The organism is Bacillus sp. CBEL-1 (assembly GCF_004348885.1).
In the GTDB taxonomy this organism is placed as follows: domain Bacteria; phylum Bacillota; class Bacilli; order Bacillales; family Bacillaceae_H; genus Priestia; species Priestia aryabhattai_A.
In genome coordinates, this window is the sequence record NZ_SBIM01000003.1 from 211,133 (window position 1) to 227,960 (window position 16,828).

At 37.9% G+C, this 16,828-nt stretch carries 16 protein-coding genes; 4 read left to right on the forward strand and 12 right to left on the reverse strand.

What is annotated here, in order from left to right; all coding sequences use genetic code 11:
• Nucleotides 1-193 precede the first annotated feature (193 nt).
• Genes EPL02_RS01245 through EPL02_RS01255 form a run of 3 tightly spaced genes read right to left on the reverse strand, consistent with a single transcriptional unit; the run spans nucleotide 194 to nucleotide 1,957 of the window.
• Nucleotides 194-1,318, reverse strand: coding sequence for an NAD(P)/FAD-dependent oxidoreductase (locus EPL02_RS01245; protein ID WP_131886831.1), 1,125 nt, complete (start codon nucleotides 1,316-1,318; stop codon nucleotides 194-196).
• A 23-nt stretch (nucleotides 1,319-1,341) separates the two neighbouring features.
• Nucleotides 1,342-1,545, reverse strand: coding sequence for a hypothetical protein (locus EPL02_RS01250; protein ID WP_131886832.1), 204 nt, complete (start codon nucleotides 1,543-1,545; stop codon nucleotides 1,342-1,344).
• Nucleotides 1,529-1,957, reverse strand: a complete 429-nt coding sequence (locus EPL02_RS01255) for a vWA domain-containing protein (RefSeq protein ID WP_131886833.1) — start codon at nucleotides 1,955-1,957, stop codon at nucleotides 1,529-1,531. The genes EPL02_RS01250 and EPL02_RS01255 overlap by 17 nt, the downstream gene beginning before the upstream one ends.
• 444 nt (nucleotides 1,958-2,401) lie before the next feature.
• Between EPL02_RS01255 and EPL02_RS01260 the strand changes: the two genes are divergently transcribed.
• A complete protein-coding gene (locus EPL02_RS01260) occupies nucleotides 2,402-3,283 on the forward strand; it encodes a PhzF family phenazine biosynthesis protein (protein WP_131886834.1) in 882 nt (293 codons plus the stop codon).
• Nucleotides 3,284-3,335: 52 nt separating this feature from the next.
• Here the strand turns inward: EPL02_RS01260 and EPL02_RS01265 are convergent, their stop codons facing one another.
• Together EPL02_RS01265 and EPL02_RS01270 are read right to left on the reverse strand one after the other, a co-directional pair.
• Nucleotides 3,336-3,614 (reverse strand): hypothetical protein, encoded by a 279-nt coding sequence (locus tag EPL02_RS01265; RefSeq protein WP_286175155.1) that lies wholly within the window; start codon nucleotides 3,612-3,614, stop codon nucleotides 3,336-3,338.
• Nucleotides 3,615-3,724: 110 nt separating this feature from the next.
• On the reverse strand, nucleotides 3,725-4,777 hold the full coding sequence (locus EPL02_RS01270) for a C45 family autoproteolytic acyltransferase/hydrolase (RefSeq protein WP_094909876.1): 1,053 nt from the start codon (nucleotides 4,775-4,777) through the stop codon (nucleotides 3,725-3,727).
• Nucleotides 4,778-4,925: 148 nt separating this feature from the next.
• Here EPL02_RS01270 and EPL02_RS01275 point away from each other — a divergent pair, with 148 nt between their 5' ends.
• Complete coding sequence (locus EPL02_RS01275; protein WP_131886835.1) at nucleotides 4,926-6,782, forward strand: terpene cyclase/mutase family protein; 1,857 nt, start codon at nucleotides 4,926-4,928, stop codon at nucleotides 6,780-6,782.
• Nucleotides 6,783-6,833: 51 nt separating this feature from the next.
• On the opposite strand, the gene EPL02_RS01280 is transcribed toward EPL02_RS01275, so the two are convergent.
• Genes EPL02_RS01280 through EPL02_RS01290 form a run of 3 tightly spaced genes read right to left on the reverse strand, consistent with a single transcriptional unit; the run spans nucleotide 6,834 to nucleotide 8,996 of the window.
• A complete protein-coding gene (locus EPL02_RS01280) occupies nucleotides 6,834-7,619 on the reverse strand; it encodes an ABC transporter ATP-binding protein (protein ID WP_094910165.1) in 786 nt (261 codons plus the stop codon).
• A 1-nt stretch (nucleotide 7,620) separates the two neighbouring features.
• On the reverse strand, nucleotides 7,621-8,145 hold the full coding sequence (locus EPL02_RS01285; protein ID WP_094909874.1) for a GNAT family N-acetyltransferase: 525 nt from the start codon (nucleotides 8,143-8,145) through the stop codon (nucleotides 7,621-7,623).
• A 20-nt stretch (nucleotides 8,146-8,165) separates the two neighbouring features.
• Nucleotides 8,166-8,996, reverse strand: coding sequence for an AraC family transcriptional regulator (locus EPL02_RS01290; RefSeq protein ID WP_094909873.1), 831 nt, complete (start codon nucleotides 8,994-8,996; stop codon nucleotides 8,166-8,168).
• A 133-nt stretch (nucleotides 8,997-9,129) separates the two neighbouring features.
• Here EPL02_RS01290 and lacZ point away from each other — a divergent pair, with 133 nt between their 5' ends.
• Together lacZ and EPL02_RS01300 are read left to right on the forward strand one after the other, a co-directional pair.
• Nucleotides 9,130-12,237 (forward strand): beta-galactosidase, LacZ type, encoded by a 3,108-nt coding sequence (gene lacZ / locus EPL02_RS01295; protein WP_131886836.1) that lies wholly within the window; start codon nucleotides 9,130-9,132, stop codon nucleotides 12,235-12,237.
• 198 nt (nucleotides 12,238-12,435) lie between these two features.
• Nucleotides 12,436-12,819, forward strand: a complete 384-nt coding sequence (locus tag EPL02_RS01300) for an SET domain-containing protein (protein WP_094909871.1) — start codon at nucleotides 12,436-12,438, stop codon at nucleotides 12,817-12,819.
• Nucleotides 12,820-12,852: 33 nt separating this feature from the next.
• On the opposite strand, the gene EPL02_RS01305 is transcribed toward EPL02_RS01300, so the two are convergent.
• From EPL02_RS01305 to EPL02_RS01320, 4 genes are all read right to left on the reverse strand, one after another.
• Nucleotides 12,853-13,242, reverse strand: a complete 390-nt coding sequence (locus EPL02_RS01305) for a sporulation protein (RefSeq protein ID WP_247600299.1) — start codon at nucleotides 13,240-13,242, stop codon at nucleotides 12,853-12,855.
• 252 nt (nucleotides 13,243-13,494) lie between these two features.
• Nucleotides 13,495-15,411 carry a vWA domain-containing protein gene (locus EPL02_RS01310; RefSeq protein ID WP_094909870.1) on the reverse strand — a complete coding sequence of 639 codons (1,917 nt, stop codon included), beginning with the start codon at nucleotides 15,409-15,411 and terminating at the stop codon, nucleotides 13,495-13,497.
• Nucleotides 15,412-15,422: 11 nt separating this feature from the next.
• Nucleotides 15,423-16,310, reverse strand: coding sequence for an ATP-binding protein (locus tag EPL02_RS01315; protein WP_131886837.1), 888 nt, complete (start codon nucleotides 16,308-16,310; stop codon nucleotides 15,423-15,425).
• Between the two features lie 96 nt (nucleotides 16,311-16,406).
• A complete protein-coding gene (locus tag EPL02_RS01320; protein ID WP_025910525.1) occupies nucleotides 16,407-16,637 on the reverse strand; it encodes a DUF2187 family protein in 231 nt (76 codons plus the stop codon).
• Nucleotides 16,638-16,828 lie beyond the last annotated feature (191 nt).

Genomic DNA, 16,828 nt, shown 5'->3' on the forward strand with positions numbered 1-16,828 from the left:
ATCTTTTCTTATTTTTTAGGATAAAAGATAAAAATGAAGATTTTATGGATGAAAATCTTAAGATTTCTTAAGATTTTTTGTCACTATATTAAACTTAGTCGACTAGTGCACACTCTTAATAATTAGTTAGAACATATATTGATTAAATAAACTGAAAGCAAAAGCCGTTTATCTTAGCTTTTGCTTTCAGTTCTTATTGGTTTAGTTGAATTGCACTTGCTACGGAATACTCATCAAGAGGCAGTTCAATTTCTTCTCCAAGCGCAAGTTTAGCAAGCTGTGAGCCTAAATAAGGCCCTACCGTTAAGCCAGATGCTCCAAGCCCATTTGCTAAAAAGACGTTGGAATGTGACGGAACAGGTCCGATAATCGGTAAGAACCCTGGCGTAAACGGCCTAAAGCCTACACGGATTTCATCTATTGCCCCATCGGCTAATCCAGGTGCTATCTCTAAAGCTTTATGCAGCACTTCATAAATCCCACCAGCTGTTACCCGGTAATCAAAGCCTGTGTCATTTTCATGTGTTGCTCCAATTACAATCTTACCTTGTTCAAAAGCAAGTATATATTGATCATTGGGAGGCATGACAACAGGTAAAGAATCTGTTTCTTCTTCATCAAGCTGCAAATGCATAATTTGGGCTTTTTGATACGTAATCTGCAAATCAATCCCAATTGGTTCAAATAGCTCTCTTGCCCACGCTCCTGCCGTAACAATAACATAATCTGCTTCAATAGTAGCTGAACTTGTAAGAACTCCTTTTATTTTTTTCCCTTTATATAAGAGTTCGGCTTTATCATGAATGAGTTTTGCTCCATGTTTTTTGGCCCCTGCAAGCAGAGCTTCACACAATGCTCTGCCATTAACGCGAGCAGCTCCGCTAATGTGAACAGATTGAAAGCCATTTTTTAAAAAGGGAAACTCCCGTTGAGTTTTATCTTCTAACAAGCGCTTGATATCACCAATTTCAGGCGCATCTTCACGCCGCTTGTAAGCACGCTCTTGCATTTTATCAACTTTATTTTCATCTGTATGAATACCGATGGCTCCAACCTTTTGGTAACCTGTACTTGTTTCTCCATCTGCTTCTAAGCTTGCAATTAAGTCTTGATAATATTTTGCTCCGGACTTAGCTAAGCGGTACCAGGCTTTATTACGGCGCTGCGAAAGCCATGGGCATACAATTCCTGCAGCTGCATCTGTTGCTTGTCCATCATGCTTTTTGTCTACAATCGTTACATCTGCTCCTGATTTGGCTAAATGATAAGCAGTTGATGCTCCTAATATCCCTGCTCCGATGACGATATATGTACTCATTTATAACATTCCTTTATTCTCTATTAGTCATTAAGTGATAAAGGTGGTTCTCTACCACTTTGTTCTTTAATTCGCTTATCGATTGCTTCTTTTGTTTGCTTACGAATCTGATTTTTTCGCTCATACTCGTTTTGGTAAAAATCTTTAACCGTCTGATAACGCTCCTTAATAAGATCACGATAATTTTCGGCTTCTTTTTTATTTTTAAACTTAAATGGCTGAAGCAAAAGGTGTCCAGCCTGTTGCTTCAAAAGAAGCTAGTGCTTTTTCAAACTTATCCTGATTGTATGTGCTTGAACTATAGACTACTTCATTGCTTTGACAAGAAGCAAATTTATCACTCTCTTGTTTTGATCCTTTGTGCCCATATACCCGAAGAGATATGTTTGCTCCTGTTAGCAAGCTATTTACATAGTCACGTACCACTTGTTTGCCCAGCTCCATTTTTTGGCCGCCGATTACGCTTCTATTCATACTTTTGCTTGCATCAATTAAACATGCAACGTTTAGCTCTTCGGCATCAGGTATGTTCACCTGCTGAGTTGGCATGTCACTCTCTTCAATTCGAACAACCGAATCTAACTCTTCAAGCTTAATGGCATCTTCTTTTATATTAGCGGCTAATAAAGGAACAACCAAGTCGTAAACTTCAATACCTGTTAACTGCTGATCAGCTTTTAATAGTTCTTTTTCTACCGCTTCCTCTTCATAACTACTTCTTTATGTCCCCCCTCTCTCTAGGAATCTCTCTAAGATCTTGCAATGCGCTTTTAGGCTCTGTTGCCCTGCTTTCTCTTCCTTTACTTCAACACCTACCGTTTGTTGCTTATTACCTTTTTCAACTGACTCACTTGATGGTGCTGCACAGCTCGTCAGCATAAAAATGGCACTTACGCTAAAAGCAGCTGCTACATTTTTTATGTTTTCATGCCCCTTTTCATACTCTATTTATCATTCATATGGTACCACAAAAGATCTATTTGAAATCCAGTTTTTGTATAGCGCAAAATTTGAACTACTTCTTTATCTGCTACCTTCAAGATCTTTAAAATTGTGATATGCTAGAGAAAGGAAGGTGACTATATGAAACAAATTAAAGTTAATCAATATGATGCGTTTAGTCGAAAACCACATAAAGGAAACCCTGCAGGAGTTGTTTTTCATGCCGATTCCTTAACTGATCATGAGATGCAGCTCGTTGCAACAAAAGCAAAGTTTAGTGAAACAGCTTTTATTTTACCATCTTCATCCGCAGACTTACATATTCGCTACTTTACTCCTGGACAGGAAGTTGATTTATGTGGACATGCCACCATTGCGTCTATTTACGCACTGTATACGAATAACATGCTCTCAAAAAGAGAACTGACGATTGAAACCAAAGCTGGCATTTTACCAATCAAGATAGAAGATAACGACCAGGTGCTCATTACAATGAATCAAGCAAAGCCTATTTTTCAACCTTTTAAAGGTTCAAAAGATGAATTAGCGGGCGCTCTTGGAATTACAGTCCATGACTTTGCTTCTGATTTACCTATTGTTTACGGAAGCACGGGAAGTTGGACTTTAATTGTGCCATTAAAATCGTTAAATGCTTGTCAAAAAATGCATCCTTTGTCCGAGAAATTCCCTCAAATACTAACAGATTTTCCGAGAGCTTCTATTCACCCTTTTTGCTTTGAAACCATTCATAAAGCAGCACATATGCATGGGCGCCACTTCTCTTCTCCTTATTCAGGGATAGTAGAAGACCCGGTAACAGGGACTGCTTCCGGCGTGATGGGTGCTTACTATGCAACCTATGTTAACAACTCTGCTTTCAGCAGTATGAATCTACTTGTCGAACAAGGACTGGAAATAGAGAGAGACGGGTTGGTGTATGTAAAAATTGAAAACTCCAGTGAATTATGCGTTTCAATTGCTGGTGAAGCTGTCTATGTAGAAACAAAAACAATTTTAATTTAATAAAACACTAAAAAATCGTACATTTTCATGTACGATTTTCCTATGTAGAGACTTATGAAAACACAGCTTGAACGCTCATCACGGTTACAGTTAATACAAGCACTACATTTCCAATAATTAACCAGGGCTTCACGCTTCCACGCTTTCCTTTAATGGCTGTAACAAGTCCAGCTATTGGGAGTAATGCCATTAGAATGACCCAAATTTTTCGGATAATTGCTGATTCTAAATAAAATCCTACTTGCACCATTGTAAATAAAACAATTGTCAGTACAAACAGTAGGCCCGGAATAAATAAATGCACGCCTCTTGGCCTTGATGAATAGTACAAAACATCACTTTCTTTCTATATATAGTTTTAGCTAACAACAACGTTATCATTTACCAAAGGTTTTGACAACTTGTCAGACAAAGTTGTTAACAAAATTTAATAAAAGGTAATCAGTGCTTTATTTCTTCAAATGGAAATGGCTCTGTTGTATGAATAATTCCTTCTAAGTATGATTTATCCAACGCTTTACCTTCTATCCATTCTTTAAAGGAAAAGATGAAGGGCTCAGCTGATCGGCCAATTCCAACTGCTACTTGCAGCGTATGAGGTTCATATGCCACCGTATGCAGCGTTCCAGCTGAATTTTTATAGTCTTCTTTAAAGACTCCATGGACTGGGTCATTGAAAACTTGAAATGCATCCCTTATGGATAGTGCTTGGTCAATATGGTTACGGATATTCTCTAAACGCTCTGTTGATTCAACGAGATGATGGCGATTTTCTTCAATCAATTCATGAAAATGATTTGTACAAGCCATCGCCCCTCCTCTCAATACGCGCACTCCTCTACCTGATGCCTCAACAACAGCTGCATATCCATTCCGATCATAAAGTGAATAGTTAAATGCGTGCCTATGAGGAGCTCTCTCTAAAACAGCTACCGCTTCTTCTGTTGTTTCGCATGATTCCAAAATAAAACGAGCTAACGTACAGCAAATGAAGCCATCTGTTTGCCTACGACGGTTAACAAAATGGTAACCGATTACAAGGCCTTTTTCATTCATGCCATCCATTCGGCCAATCATTCTAGTTCCAAATCCTACGCTAGCAAAACCTCGATCAGGTTGAAAGAGTAAAAATCTTCCCTCATATGTTTTAGGGTGATAGTCATAGTTGCGCACATACACCCCGTTTTGCATAAGAGCCGAACATCCTGTTTTATCCCAATTTTGTTGATAGCCGCTATACTCGTGAACAACATCTTCAAGCGACCAATCTAATCCTTCACGCAATCCTTCTAGTTCACTCCACAAGTCAGGTGCAAACAAATCATAATACGTTTTAGCCTGGCGTTGATTCGCCTTATAACTTCGAGTTGAACGCTTTCTTCTTTTTAAATGATTTTCTTCAAGCTTTGTACCTTTATGTTGTAACCCTTGTAGTACTCCAAGATTATAATAAGAACCTCTTCCTTGAATAATCTCTACCTTTATGTCTTTCATTTCCTTTTCACCTCATTTAATCTACTCTTATTTTGCAGGAAATGAACATCGATTTGCAACTTTCAATCCTCATACAAGACATCCGAATGGAATAAAGTTAAAGAGTGAGCGTTTTGAATTAATAAATATTAATTTGAGGTGATGACTAATGCTACAAGAGAAAATAGCAAAAGAAATCCATTATTATATACAAAAAATTCAAGGCAGACAATCAGCTGATGGTTCCTTTCAGTATTGCTTTGAAGGGGGTGTTATGACGGACTCTTTCTTAATTATGCTCTTGCGAAGCATTGAACACCCGGACGAAAAGCTTGTTGAAAAGCTTACGAAGCGAATTGTTTCAAAACAAAATAAGGATGGAGTTTGGACCCTGCACGATGATGAAAAGTCAAATCCTTCTGCGACTCTTCAAGCCTATGCAGCCCTTTTATACTCTGGCTTCTATACGCGCGAAGATCGCATTCTTCGAAAAACAGAGGCATACCTCATTGAAACCAATGCACTATCAAAGGCTCATTTTATGACAAAATGGATGCTTGCAGCAAACGGATTATACGATTGGCCTTCGTTGTTTTATTTACCACTTTCATTTCTAGTCGTTCCGCCTAACGCTCCCCTTAGCTTTTATAATTTAAGCGCTTATGCACGCATTCATTTTATCCCAATGATGATTGTTGCCAATAAAAAATTTTCAGTCACGTCTAAGCACACCCCTTCTCTCAATCATTTGCTGACACGGTCAGAGGAACTAGATATGCAACGAAATATTCAATCATCACCATTTCTTAAGCAAGTTAAGCACTTAACATCCCTTCCATCTTATATTCATCGACTTGGCTATCAAGCGGCCGAACGTTACATGCTGGACCGCTTAGAGGATGATGGGACATTATACAGCTATGCTAGTGCTACATTTTTTATGGTGTACGCTCTATTAGCTCTTGGATATGAGCGTACTTCTCCTATTGTTCAACGGGCCGTTGAAGGGATTTGTGGATTAGCTAGTGAATGCTCGGCTTATACACATATTGAAAATTCTACATCAACGGTATGGGATACAGCTCTTTTAACTTATGCGCTTCAAGAATCCGGCTTATCTTGGAAAAACCCTATGATAAAAAAAGCGACTTCTTATTTACAGAAAAAACAACATTCTCGCTTTGGAGATTGGCGTGTTCATAACCCAGGTATTGAACCAGGCGGATGGGGATTTTCACACAATAACACCATCAACCCTGATTTAGATGACACTTCTGCTGCAATTCGTGCATTAACTAGTCGAGCCGCAGGCGACCCATCTTATTTCCACTCGTGGCAAAAAGGAATCAACTGGCTGTTATCGATGCAAAATCGAGACGGTGGCTTTGCTGCCTTTGAAAAAAACACTGATAGCACGTTGTTTACGTACCTGCCCCTTGAAAATGCAGAAGATGCGGCTACGGATCCTGCAACTGCTGATTTAACGGGCCGGGTACTAGAATGTCTTGGTTCATTTGGAGGTATGAACAAGAATCATCCCAAAATCCAAGCAGCCGTTGAGTGGTTATTAGACAATCAAGAAGAGAATGGCAGTTGGTATGGGCGCTGGGGAGTTTGTTATATATATGGTACTTGGGCAGCTGTTACGGGGCTTTTAGCAGTAGGTGTATCAAAACACGATAAGCAGATTGTAAAAGCAATTAACTGGCTTAAGAGCATCCAACGTTCAGACGGCGGATGGGGAGAATCATGCTCCAGTGCTAAATATAAGCGCTATATGCCCCTATCGTTTAGTACACCTTCTCAAACAGCTTGGGCTATAGATGCTCTACTGGGTGTCTGTCCAAAAACTAATCAAGAAATAATAGATGGTGTTTCCTTTTTACTCAATCGCTCAGAACAAACCATGCAGCAGCGAAACTATCCGACCGGCATTGGACTTCCTGGACAATTTTATATTAATTACCACAGCTATAACGACCTTTTTCCTTTATTAGCTCTTTCACATTATCGTGCAAAAACTTAAAAAAACTTCTCCATTGATTGGAGAAGTTTTTTATTTGAAAATTCTATATTTTCAATAGGGAACTTTCTCTTTTAGTGATAGCCACGTACGATCCTGTATTTTTTGAACTCCTACTTCCTGTTCAAAAAACGCAGAAAGCTTCTTTTCCGTTAACAAATCGGCTGTTTTGCCTGCTGAAAACACTCTTCCTTCTTTCATCAACATGGTGTGAGTGAAGCTAGATAAGATCTCTTCCACATGATGCGTCACATAAATAAGAGTTGGACCATCTGGTTCCATCGCAATTTGTTGAATTAACGATAATAATTGCTCTTTGGCCAAAAAATCTAAACCTGTACACGGTTCATCTAGAATAAGAAGCTTTGGAGATGCCATCAATGCGCGTGCAATTAACACTCTCTGACGTTCACCTTGAGATAAAGTGCGATAGGGTTGACTAGCAAGGTGTTTGCACTTAAGCTGATGGAGAAATTGATTTGCACGTTCCACATCTTCCTGAGTTACACTCTCATATAGTCCAATTGAAGCAAACTTCCCACTTAAAACAATTGTTATTGCTGTTTCATCCTCAGGAAATCGCTGCTGTAAAGACGAACTGACCCACCCAATTTCTTTGCGCATTTCTGGCAAATTGGTTTCACCAAACTTATGATTTAAAACGGTAGTTTCTCCTTTAGTTGGCCATATGTATCCATTTATAATATTTAAGAGCGTTGTTTTGCCACATCCATTTAACCCTAGTAAACACCAATGCTCACTTTGATTAATTTTCCACGATATATCGTTTAGCAACAGTTTGTTTTCGCGTATAAGCGAAACATTTGTTAATGTTACAATATTAGTCAACTGACATCCCTCCTGTTTGGATTGAATAAACATCAATAGGTTTATTCCACTTTATAATCTGCTTTTCTTTTTTCATCCCTATTTTCACCACTACTTTTTGCGATGCGTGATGCTTAGGATCTATTAAAGCTGTAATCCTCGTTAATCCAAGCTTGTGAAATCCATAGTTAATACAGCCTTGAGCCGCTTCAGTTGCATAACCTTTCCCCCAAAAATCTTGAAGAAATAAATACCCTAACTCTACCTCTATAACGCCATCAACCTTTTGCAACAACAAGCCACACTGTCCAACAATTTGTTTTTCACCTTTCTTTTCAACGGTCCACAAACTAAAGCCGTAAGACATATCATGATTTCGAACAGATTGAATCCAAAGTTTGGTTTCATCTACGCTTTTTATATGCGGATAGAATTTCATCGCTTTTGGATCACTAAATATTTGAAACAGCGCTTGATCATCAGACGCTCTCATCTTTCTTAAAATTAACCGCTTAGTTTCTATTATAACAAAGCTCATCCCTCGACTCCTTTTTTAATTTATGATGATAAATATAATTTGCGAAACGCTGTAGGGGTCAGGTTTTCATATTTCTTAAACTGCTTAATAAAATAGCTGACATTTTCATATCCAACTAATGCTGCCACCTCTGAGACAGACATTTGGCTATGTTTAATTAAAAGCTCTTTCGCTTTTTGAATGCGCACTCGCGTAACGTATTCGATTGGTCTTAAACCAAAAGCTTGTTGAAATAAAAGGCACGTATACTGAGGTGTTACGTTTAAAGAGTGAGCGATAGCATCTAGAGTCACAACGCTAGCATACGAACCTTCAATATAGTCAATGGCAGGCTGAAGCTGCGCATGATGCTCATGTCTCGTTTTTCTTTCAGACAGCAGGCAATCATTCTGTAAATGAAGCAAAAAGCTATAAATTAACTCAGAAGCCTTTAAGCTACTCGATGACCCTTTGACTTCAAAAGCTAAAATCATATCTTTTAGCTTTTGTAAAAGAGTTTCAGCATATGTTACCTTAACTTTTGTTGAGGTTAGCAAGCCAAATGTACGAAGAGTTTCATTGATTTGTGCTCCGTTAAATGAAACCCAACATACTTCCCATTGTTCACTTAAAGGATAATATTCATGCGGAACGTAGGGAGTTAGAAAAAAGCCTTCGTTCTGTTCAATTGTATATGCTTGATTATTCACACAAAGCTTCCCTTTTCCGCTCATACACTGAATCCACTGAAAGTCTGGAAACTCGTGTTCACGTACAATATGCACTTGGTGTTTCCAATATCCTACACTTGATACATAAAAGGGTAATCTAAGGTCTAACTCTGTCAGCGTGGGAAAAATTGCTTTATCCACTTAACTTCCTCTCCTACTCATCATTCTTCATATGAATTTTGTTATATTTTTTTAAAATTGTCTCATTGATTCGCCTTTTGGTAAGCGTTATCATGTTCATATACCATTATAAATGAATAAGGGATGGATGAACATGTTAAAAACAATTAAAAAATTCAACTACACTCCACCAGCCAACGGATTTCCTGAGTGGAATAATAACCCTGATATTTTCCAGCTAAACCGCTTACCAGCTCATTCAAATACGACGATTTACCAAACGTCAGAACAAGCTTTACACTCTAACACCTCATCTTCTTACTATCAGTCTTTGAATGGAGATTGGCAGTTTCATTGGGTACCGCGCCCAGATGAACGCATTGTGGATTTCTATCGCAAAGATTTTGATCATAGCACGTGGGACTCCATTTCAGTCCCTTCCCATTGGCAACTTCAAGGGTATGATTATCCACAATATACAAACGTAACGTATCCTTGGATACATCATGATGATATCAAAGCGCCTTTTGCGCCAACGAACTATAACCCTGTAGGACAATATACGCGTACTTTTACCGTGGATGAAAGCTGGAAAAACCAACCTATCTATCTTAGTTTCCAAGGAGTAGAGTCTGCTTTTTATGTATGGGTAAACGGTGAACTAGTCGGTTATAGTGAAGATAGCTTTACGCCTGCTGAGTTTGATTTAACCCCTTATATTCAAGAAGGTGAAAATAAATTAGCTGTAGAAGTGTATCGTTGGAGTGACGCTAGTTGGCTTGAAGATCAAGACTTTTGGAGAATGAGTGGGATTTTCAGAGACGTTTATCTCTATTCTACTCCTCCAGTTCATATTTTTGACTTTACCGTCCGCGCACAGCTAGATGAAAATTATGTGAATGGAAAACTAGCAATTTCTGCTGATATCACCAACTATATCGAACAGAGTGCTGAAAATGTAACGCTTGAAGCCATGCTTTATAATGATGAGCTTAAAGAAGTGCTAAACCAGCCGCTGCAAACATCAATTTCAGTACATGAACAAGAGACTGTTTCGCTAGACTCAAGCATTGCCTCACCAAATAAATGGAGCGCAGAAAGTCCTTATCTCTATACGCTTGTACTTACTTTGAAAGATGAAAATGGAAACGTAATTGAAGCGCAAAGCTGCAAGATTGGGTTTCGCACATTTGAACTAAAAGACGGATTAATGAAGATTAACGGGGAAACAATTGTTTTTAGAGGTGTAAATCGCCATGAATTTTCTGCGACGAAAGGTAGAGCCGGCATTACAAAAGAAGAGATGCTTCATGATATTTTATTAATGAAGCAGTTTAATATCAACGCAGTTCGTACCTCTCACTACCCTAATGCTTCAGGCTGGTACGAACTTTGCGATGAGTACGGCCTTTATGTAATTGATGAGACCAATCTGGAGACACACGGGACATGGAGTTACCTGCAAGAAGGTGAACAAGATGCAATTCCAGGAAGTAAGCCTGAATGGAAAGAAAATGTTTTAGATCGCTGTCGTTCTATGTACGAACGTGATAAAAACCACTCTTCTATCGTGATTTGGTCTCTTGGAAACGAATCGTTTGGTGGGGAAAATTTCAAGCATATGTATGATTTCTTCAAGCAAAAAGATGATACGCGTCTCGTTCATTATGAAGGAATATTCCATCACCGAGATTACGATGCATCTGATATCGAAAGCACGATGTATATTAAGCCAGCTGACATTGAAAAATATGCGCTGATGAACCCCAAAAAGCCTTATATTCTCTGTGAGTATAGCCATGCAATGGGGAACTCATGCGGTAATTTAGCTGATTATTGGAATGTTATTAATCAATATCCAATCTTACAAGGTGGCTTCATTTGGGATTGGCGAGACCAAGCTCTTGAAACAACAACACCAGACGGAATTACTTATTTAGCATACGGTGGCGACTTTGGCGAGAGTCCACATGATGGTAATTTCAGTGGGAACGGACTTTTATTTGCTAATGGTGACGTGACGCCAAAGTTATATGAAGTTAAAAAATGCTATGAAGCTGTATCATGGAAAGCTACTGATCTTAAACGAAAAATCTTTACTGTCCAAAATGATTACTTATTTACAAATTTAAAAGATTATGAGTTTACGCTTACAGTAACAAAAAATGGCGAAGACATTTATAACCATTCATTTATAGTAGATGTAAAGCCTCAAACAACAAAAGAGATTCAATTACCATTGGATGATTATAACAAATCTCAGATTAATGATGAATTTATTGCTACTCTATCAATGAAATTAAGAAATCAAACTAAGTGGGCTGACAAAGGGCATGAAGTAGCTTTTGAACAGTTTATTCTACCAGCACAAGTTGTTTTACAACGTGCAGCTGAGACAAAAGCACCACGCTCTATAAAAAATACAAGCCAAGAACTTATGATTAAAGCTGACTCTGCTACTCTTACATTCAACAAACAATCTGGCTTGATGACTTCTTATTTATATAGGGATACCGAATTATTGCTAGATGGATTGCAGCCTAACTTTTGGCGAGCAGTAACGGATAACGATTTGGGTAATAAACTTCAAGAACGCTGCCAAGTTTGGAGAGAAGCAAGCCTTAACAGAGAACTGGAATCGTTTACTGTACAAGAAGAGAAAAGTCATATAACTATTACCACACGCTTTTGGTTTCATTCGCTTGAAAACACAAGCTGTGAAGTTGTATATACTGTAGATAACAGTGGACAGGTTGCTATTCGCCAAACGCTGATTCCGGGCAGTACGCTTCCTGAAATTCCTGAATTTGGCTTACGCTTTACTATGCCAAAAGAATTCAACCAGCTTTCTTGGTATGGAAAAGGACCTCATGAAAATCATTGGGACCGTAATACAGGAGCAAAAGTTGGCTCCTATACAAGCGATGTAAACTCCCAGGTAACACCTTATTTACGTCCACAGGAATGCGGGAATAAAACGGATGTTCGTTCAGCAAACATTCTCAATGAAAACGGAGTTGGTTTCTTTATTCAGGGTACACCGACGATTGAATTAAGTGCATTACCGTATACTCCGTTTGAGCTTGAAAGTTATGATCATCATTACAAGTTACCTAGTAGTGATAAAACGTCGATTCGCATTAACTATAAGCAAATGGGTGTAGGTGGTGACGATAGCTGGGGAGCCAAAACGCATCCACAATATACGCTGTATGCTAATCGTCCATATGTTCATGAGTTTACGATTAAGCCAATCGTTTAATCATTTAAAAAGAGCGCTGAGTGCGCTCTTTTTTTTAGAAGAAAAGTCTATTTATCTAAAGGGTATAAACACTTTTTTTCTAACCCCTTCTTCTATTGCCCCCCAATTTATTTTTAAAATATGGTTGCTTTCTACATGATTAACTGGCAAGCTTAAAGAGGAACTAAAATTTAGAAGAAAGAATAAATAGGTGAACACATGATTGAAATTAAGGCCTCAACATTAAGTGATGGTGAGTTTAATCGCGGGGTATTTGCAACGCAAGATATTAAAAAAGGTGAGTTAATCCACGAAGCACCTGTTATTGCTTATCCTAACGAAGAGCATGAACACATTGAAAAAACGCTTTTAGCAGATTATTCATTTGAATATGGGATTAATCACTCTGCTATTTTATTAGGCTATGGGATGCTATTTAATCACTCTTATACCCCTAATGCTACTTATGAAATTAATTTTGATAAACACGTATTCGAGTTTTATGCCTATACAGACATTAAAGCTGGGGAAGAAGTGTTAATTAACTATAACGGAGACGTTGACGACCAAGAACTGCTTTGGTTTGATAAGGAAGAAGAATAAAAAAAACAACCTGGGAAAATCCCAGGTTGTTTTTTATTCAGTAATGGTAATGTGATCTTGGTCTTTACTTTCTACTCCTTCGCTAAAAGTTAACCTTGTTTTAAACCTGTATGACCGTTTATCGTTAGAAGGTAAGAGCTCTGCTGGTAAGTCAAATGTAAAAGGAATCTTCTCTTGATGTCCACTTTTAATTTTTCTTGATGTTAAAAGGCTGGTTGAACCAATCACTACTTCTTCCTTGCTGTGATGATCTGTTACAATCAAGTCACATTCAATGCGCGTAATTTCCTGCTCAACAATTCCACCTTTTAAATGAAACTCTCCTTTTACACATTCGTCTTTGCAATACTGATTTTTTAATAAGATTAAATCAATCTGAGCCGCCCCCACACCTAACAGGGACATATATTTTCGTAAAATCATGTTATTTTCTCCTCTAATTCTAATGTCTATATTAAATGAAAAAAGCCTCTACCAATGTGGTAAAGGCTTTAAACATAAATACAGACCTTTACCGTATGGGTAAAGGTCTCGCTAACAATCGTTCGTTGCCAATAAAGCCGAGAGCAACTGCTCTGAAATGACGACTTTATTGTAAAAGCTACTCCCCTCTAGGAGAACATTTTTCATTTATAAGCTTATATTAGTCGATAATCTGTATTTCTGTCAATATTCTTAAATACTTTTATGAAGTAACTTTTTTAAAAGTGGAAATAACACATCCGGTAATTCTTTGATGTCTGGGACTAATATGCTATATTTTCCATACATATTTTGAATTGTTTTTCGCTGTCCCTCATCAATTTCCCCGTTTGACAAGAAAACATTAATTACTTCCATTCCATGTTTTCTTGCTTCAAGTACTGCTTCATGCGTATCAACAATACCATTTTGTTCATATCCCATTGCTGCAGGCTCTCCATCAGAAAACACCAGAAGAAACTTTTGTTTTTCCGTTCTCTTTAACAAGCGTCTTGTCATGTGGCGAATAGCAAATCCGTCACGGTTATCTTCCTCTGGCTCCAGCTGCATAATCTCAGGACCGCTTTTAGGTTTGAGTGATGATTGGAAGTCCATCACTGTCTTTAAATAGTTAGGCTGACTTGTTTCAGTTGCATCATTCGTATCTTCCCAAAAGCCAACAATTTGATGTGGAACTCTCACTGATTTTAGCGCTTCATGGAATAAGATAATGCCAAGCTTTGTTTCATCCATTTTGTCATACATTGATGCTGAGCAATCAACAAGTAAAGAGAAAACCGCGTCAATCTGCGGAGATTCTTGGTCTTTTTTATAGAATAAGCGTGGGTTATCGTCTGTCCATAACTTTAACAACCTCTTATTTAAACGACCAAATTGAAGTTCACTTCTCGGTAACGTTTTTTTGTGCTCTAACGTCTTCTCAATCATTTGCTTGAGCTTTTTTTGAAAAGATGAAATAAGTTGCTTATTTTCACCATACAAAGCAGCTTCTTCGTCTGTGGGAATGGTTGGATCTAAGAACACTGGAAATGCGTACTTATTATCTTTTCCATACTCATAGTCAGCTGCTCCGTCTTTTTCTGGATGCGTTTGGTCCATCGCTTCCATTTGTGAATAATCGTTTCTTGACGTTTTTTGTGAGGCACCTTGAACAATACCAAGCGCTTGATCGCCATCATCTCCTTCACGGACGCCATCACCTAGCATATCTGTTTTAGAACCTTGATCCATATCGAATTGTAAAAAACTTTGCGTTGCTTTACTTGTTTCACGATGCCACATTTCCATTTTCTCTTCATGAATATCTTCATCGCCATCTTGTTCATGCTCCAAAATATCATCGTTTGCAAGTTTCGATTCACGCTTCAAATCATCAAATGTTAGGCCTGTCTCCAGCTCTTCATAATCAAGTTCTGCCAAAAAGAAATACGTATTAAGCATGTCTTTTTCCAAAATATCATCAAACAAATCGACAAGCTCTAAGCAAATACGTGAAATATCTTTAGTGGTTTTCGCTTCATACACCTTTACTAGCTGGCTTCGAATAAACGGCATTGCCATATCAACTTCATTTGTAATAAACGGAATTTCTTCAAACGGGTTTTCCGCTGTTAATAAAAGGTAGATACCGTTAAAAAGCGCATCAGTATGAACGCTTTTAGTTAAGTTTGCATTGATCTGAGTAGCAAAATACTTGCGGTACACATTTCTACGTGTAGCGAAAGCTTTTTTCGTACCAGGTCTTTCTTTCGTACATAAATCTTCCAAACGCAAATCTTCAAAGAGCATAAACAACTGCTTTGCGAGGCTTGATACAGATGAACGCTTCACTTTTTTCAGATACGCGTTTACCTCTTGGAAATCACAGTGGTAATAGCTTCCAACCGCTCTTAAAAACACGTCGCTCTTCAGGCCATACACTTTATCACTATCAGGTCGATTATCCCAGAAGTGACTTAAATAGATAATTTGCTGCAGCGGATCATAGTAAGACGAAACTCGATACTCCACTTCAATATCATCGTTTTTTGTCAATGTTTTGGTTAAATCCGCAAGCTCCATATATAAAAATGAATCAACGTTTTTATCGTTAAACTTAATAAATCTCATAGCGCCACCTCTTATTCAAATAACGTTTCTGCAATGTTTTGAATGGCTGCCTTTTCCCTTTCATCTTCTAACTTTTCAATAATTCCTCTCTTAATAGCACGCAGTGGAGGCATGTATAACGCTAAATCGCACGTATCTAATAGTGCACGAATCGATGCTGCTTCTTCTGAAATATGACCGTTGCTAACCTGCGTAATTAAATCTCCTGAAAGCTGTACAAATTGGTTAATTAACTTTTCATCTTGAAGCTGTGATTGTGTTTTTAATACTTGTCGTAAGCTTTCTCCTTGAATATATGGTACATCGATAACAACAAATCGATTCTTTAATGCTTCGTTTAATGGAACTGTTCCAACATAGCCTTCATTAATGGCCGCTATAACACCAAAGGTTTCTTTTCCTTTTACAACTTCACCTGTAAATGGATTTGTAATCATTTTACGGTAGTCAAGAACACCATTTAAAATTGGTAATGTCTCAGGCTTTGCCATATTAATTTCGTCTATATAAAGAAGCTGCCCTTTCTTCATCGCGTTGATAACTGGTCCAGAAACAAATTCAATCCCTTGCTTTCCATTTTTCTCAGCGATTGTTTTAAAACCTAATAACGCTTCAGCATCTAAATCCACTGAACAGTTAATGCTGTGCATTGGTTGTGAAAACAAATAAGATAATGTTTCTGCAAGCTTTGTTTTACCAGAGCCTGTCGGGCCTTTTAAAAGGACGTTCTTTCCAAGAGCTAGAGCAATAAGAGCATCTTCTAAAATATCAGCTTCTTCTGCAGTATAGCCGCCTTTTCCAATTAAAAATTCATCTTCTGTTGTTAATTTTTGTTTTCTTTCTTGAATGCGAGTAAGTACCTCACTTGGTAATGCTAAATCTGTTAATTCAATTGCCATAATTCATATCCTTTCTCTCGGTTTGCTTTCTTCATTCTACAAGATTTCATTTGGGTTCTCAAAGGTTTTACGTCATGAAAAAAAGTAGGTAGATACCTACTTTTTCACAATTTTATAGTTTTTGTGATTAACGACTGTTTTCATTGATTCGCCCGTTTCAGCGTCTTTTCCAAAATCTACGATGACGGAGTTATCACGAACCACCATGACAATACCTTTATAGCCTTTAAAATCACCTTTTTTGGGCTGAATTGTGTCACCGACTTTTGCTGCTTTTACCTTTGGTGCTTGCTCTTCTGTTCCTTGTGTATTTTCTACATCCATGATGATCCCACCTTTGTATTTTATTAACTATATACATCTTTTCTCTACAAAGCTTGATTTTCACCACTCGTTTGAGCTATCTTGTGACTTTTCCCGAAACTACTTTATTTCAAACGTTTAAATAAAATTTTATGAGAGAAGTTTCAACGAGCGTCATTTTTAAAATGCTATGTACGCCATCAATATGACAATGT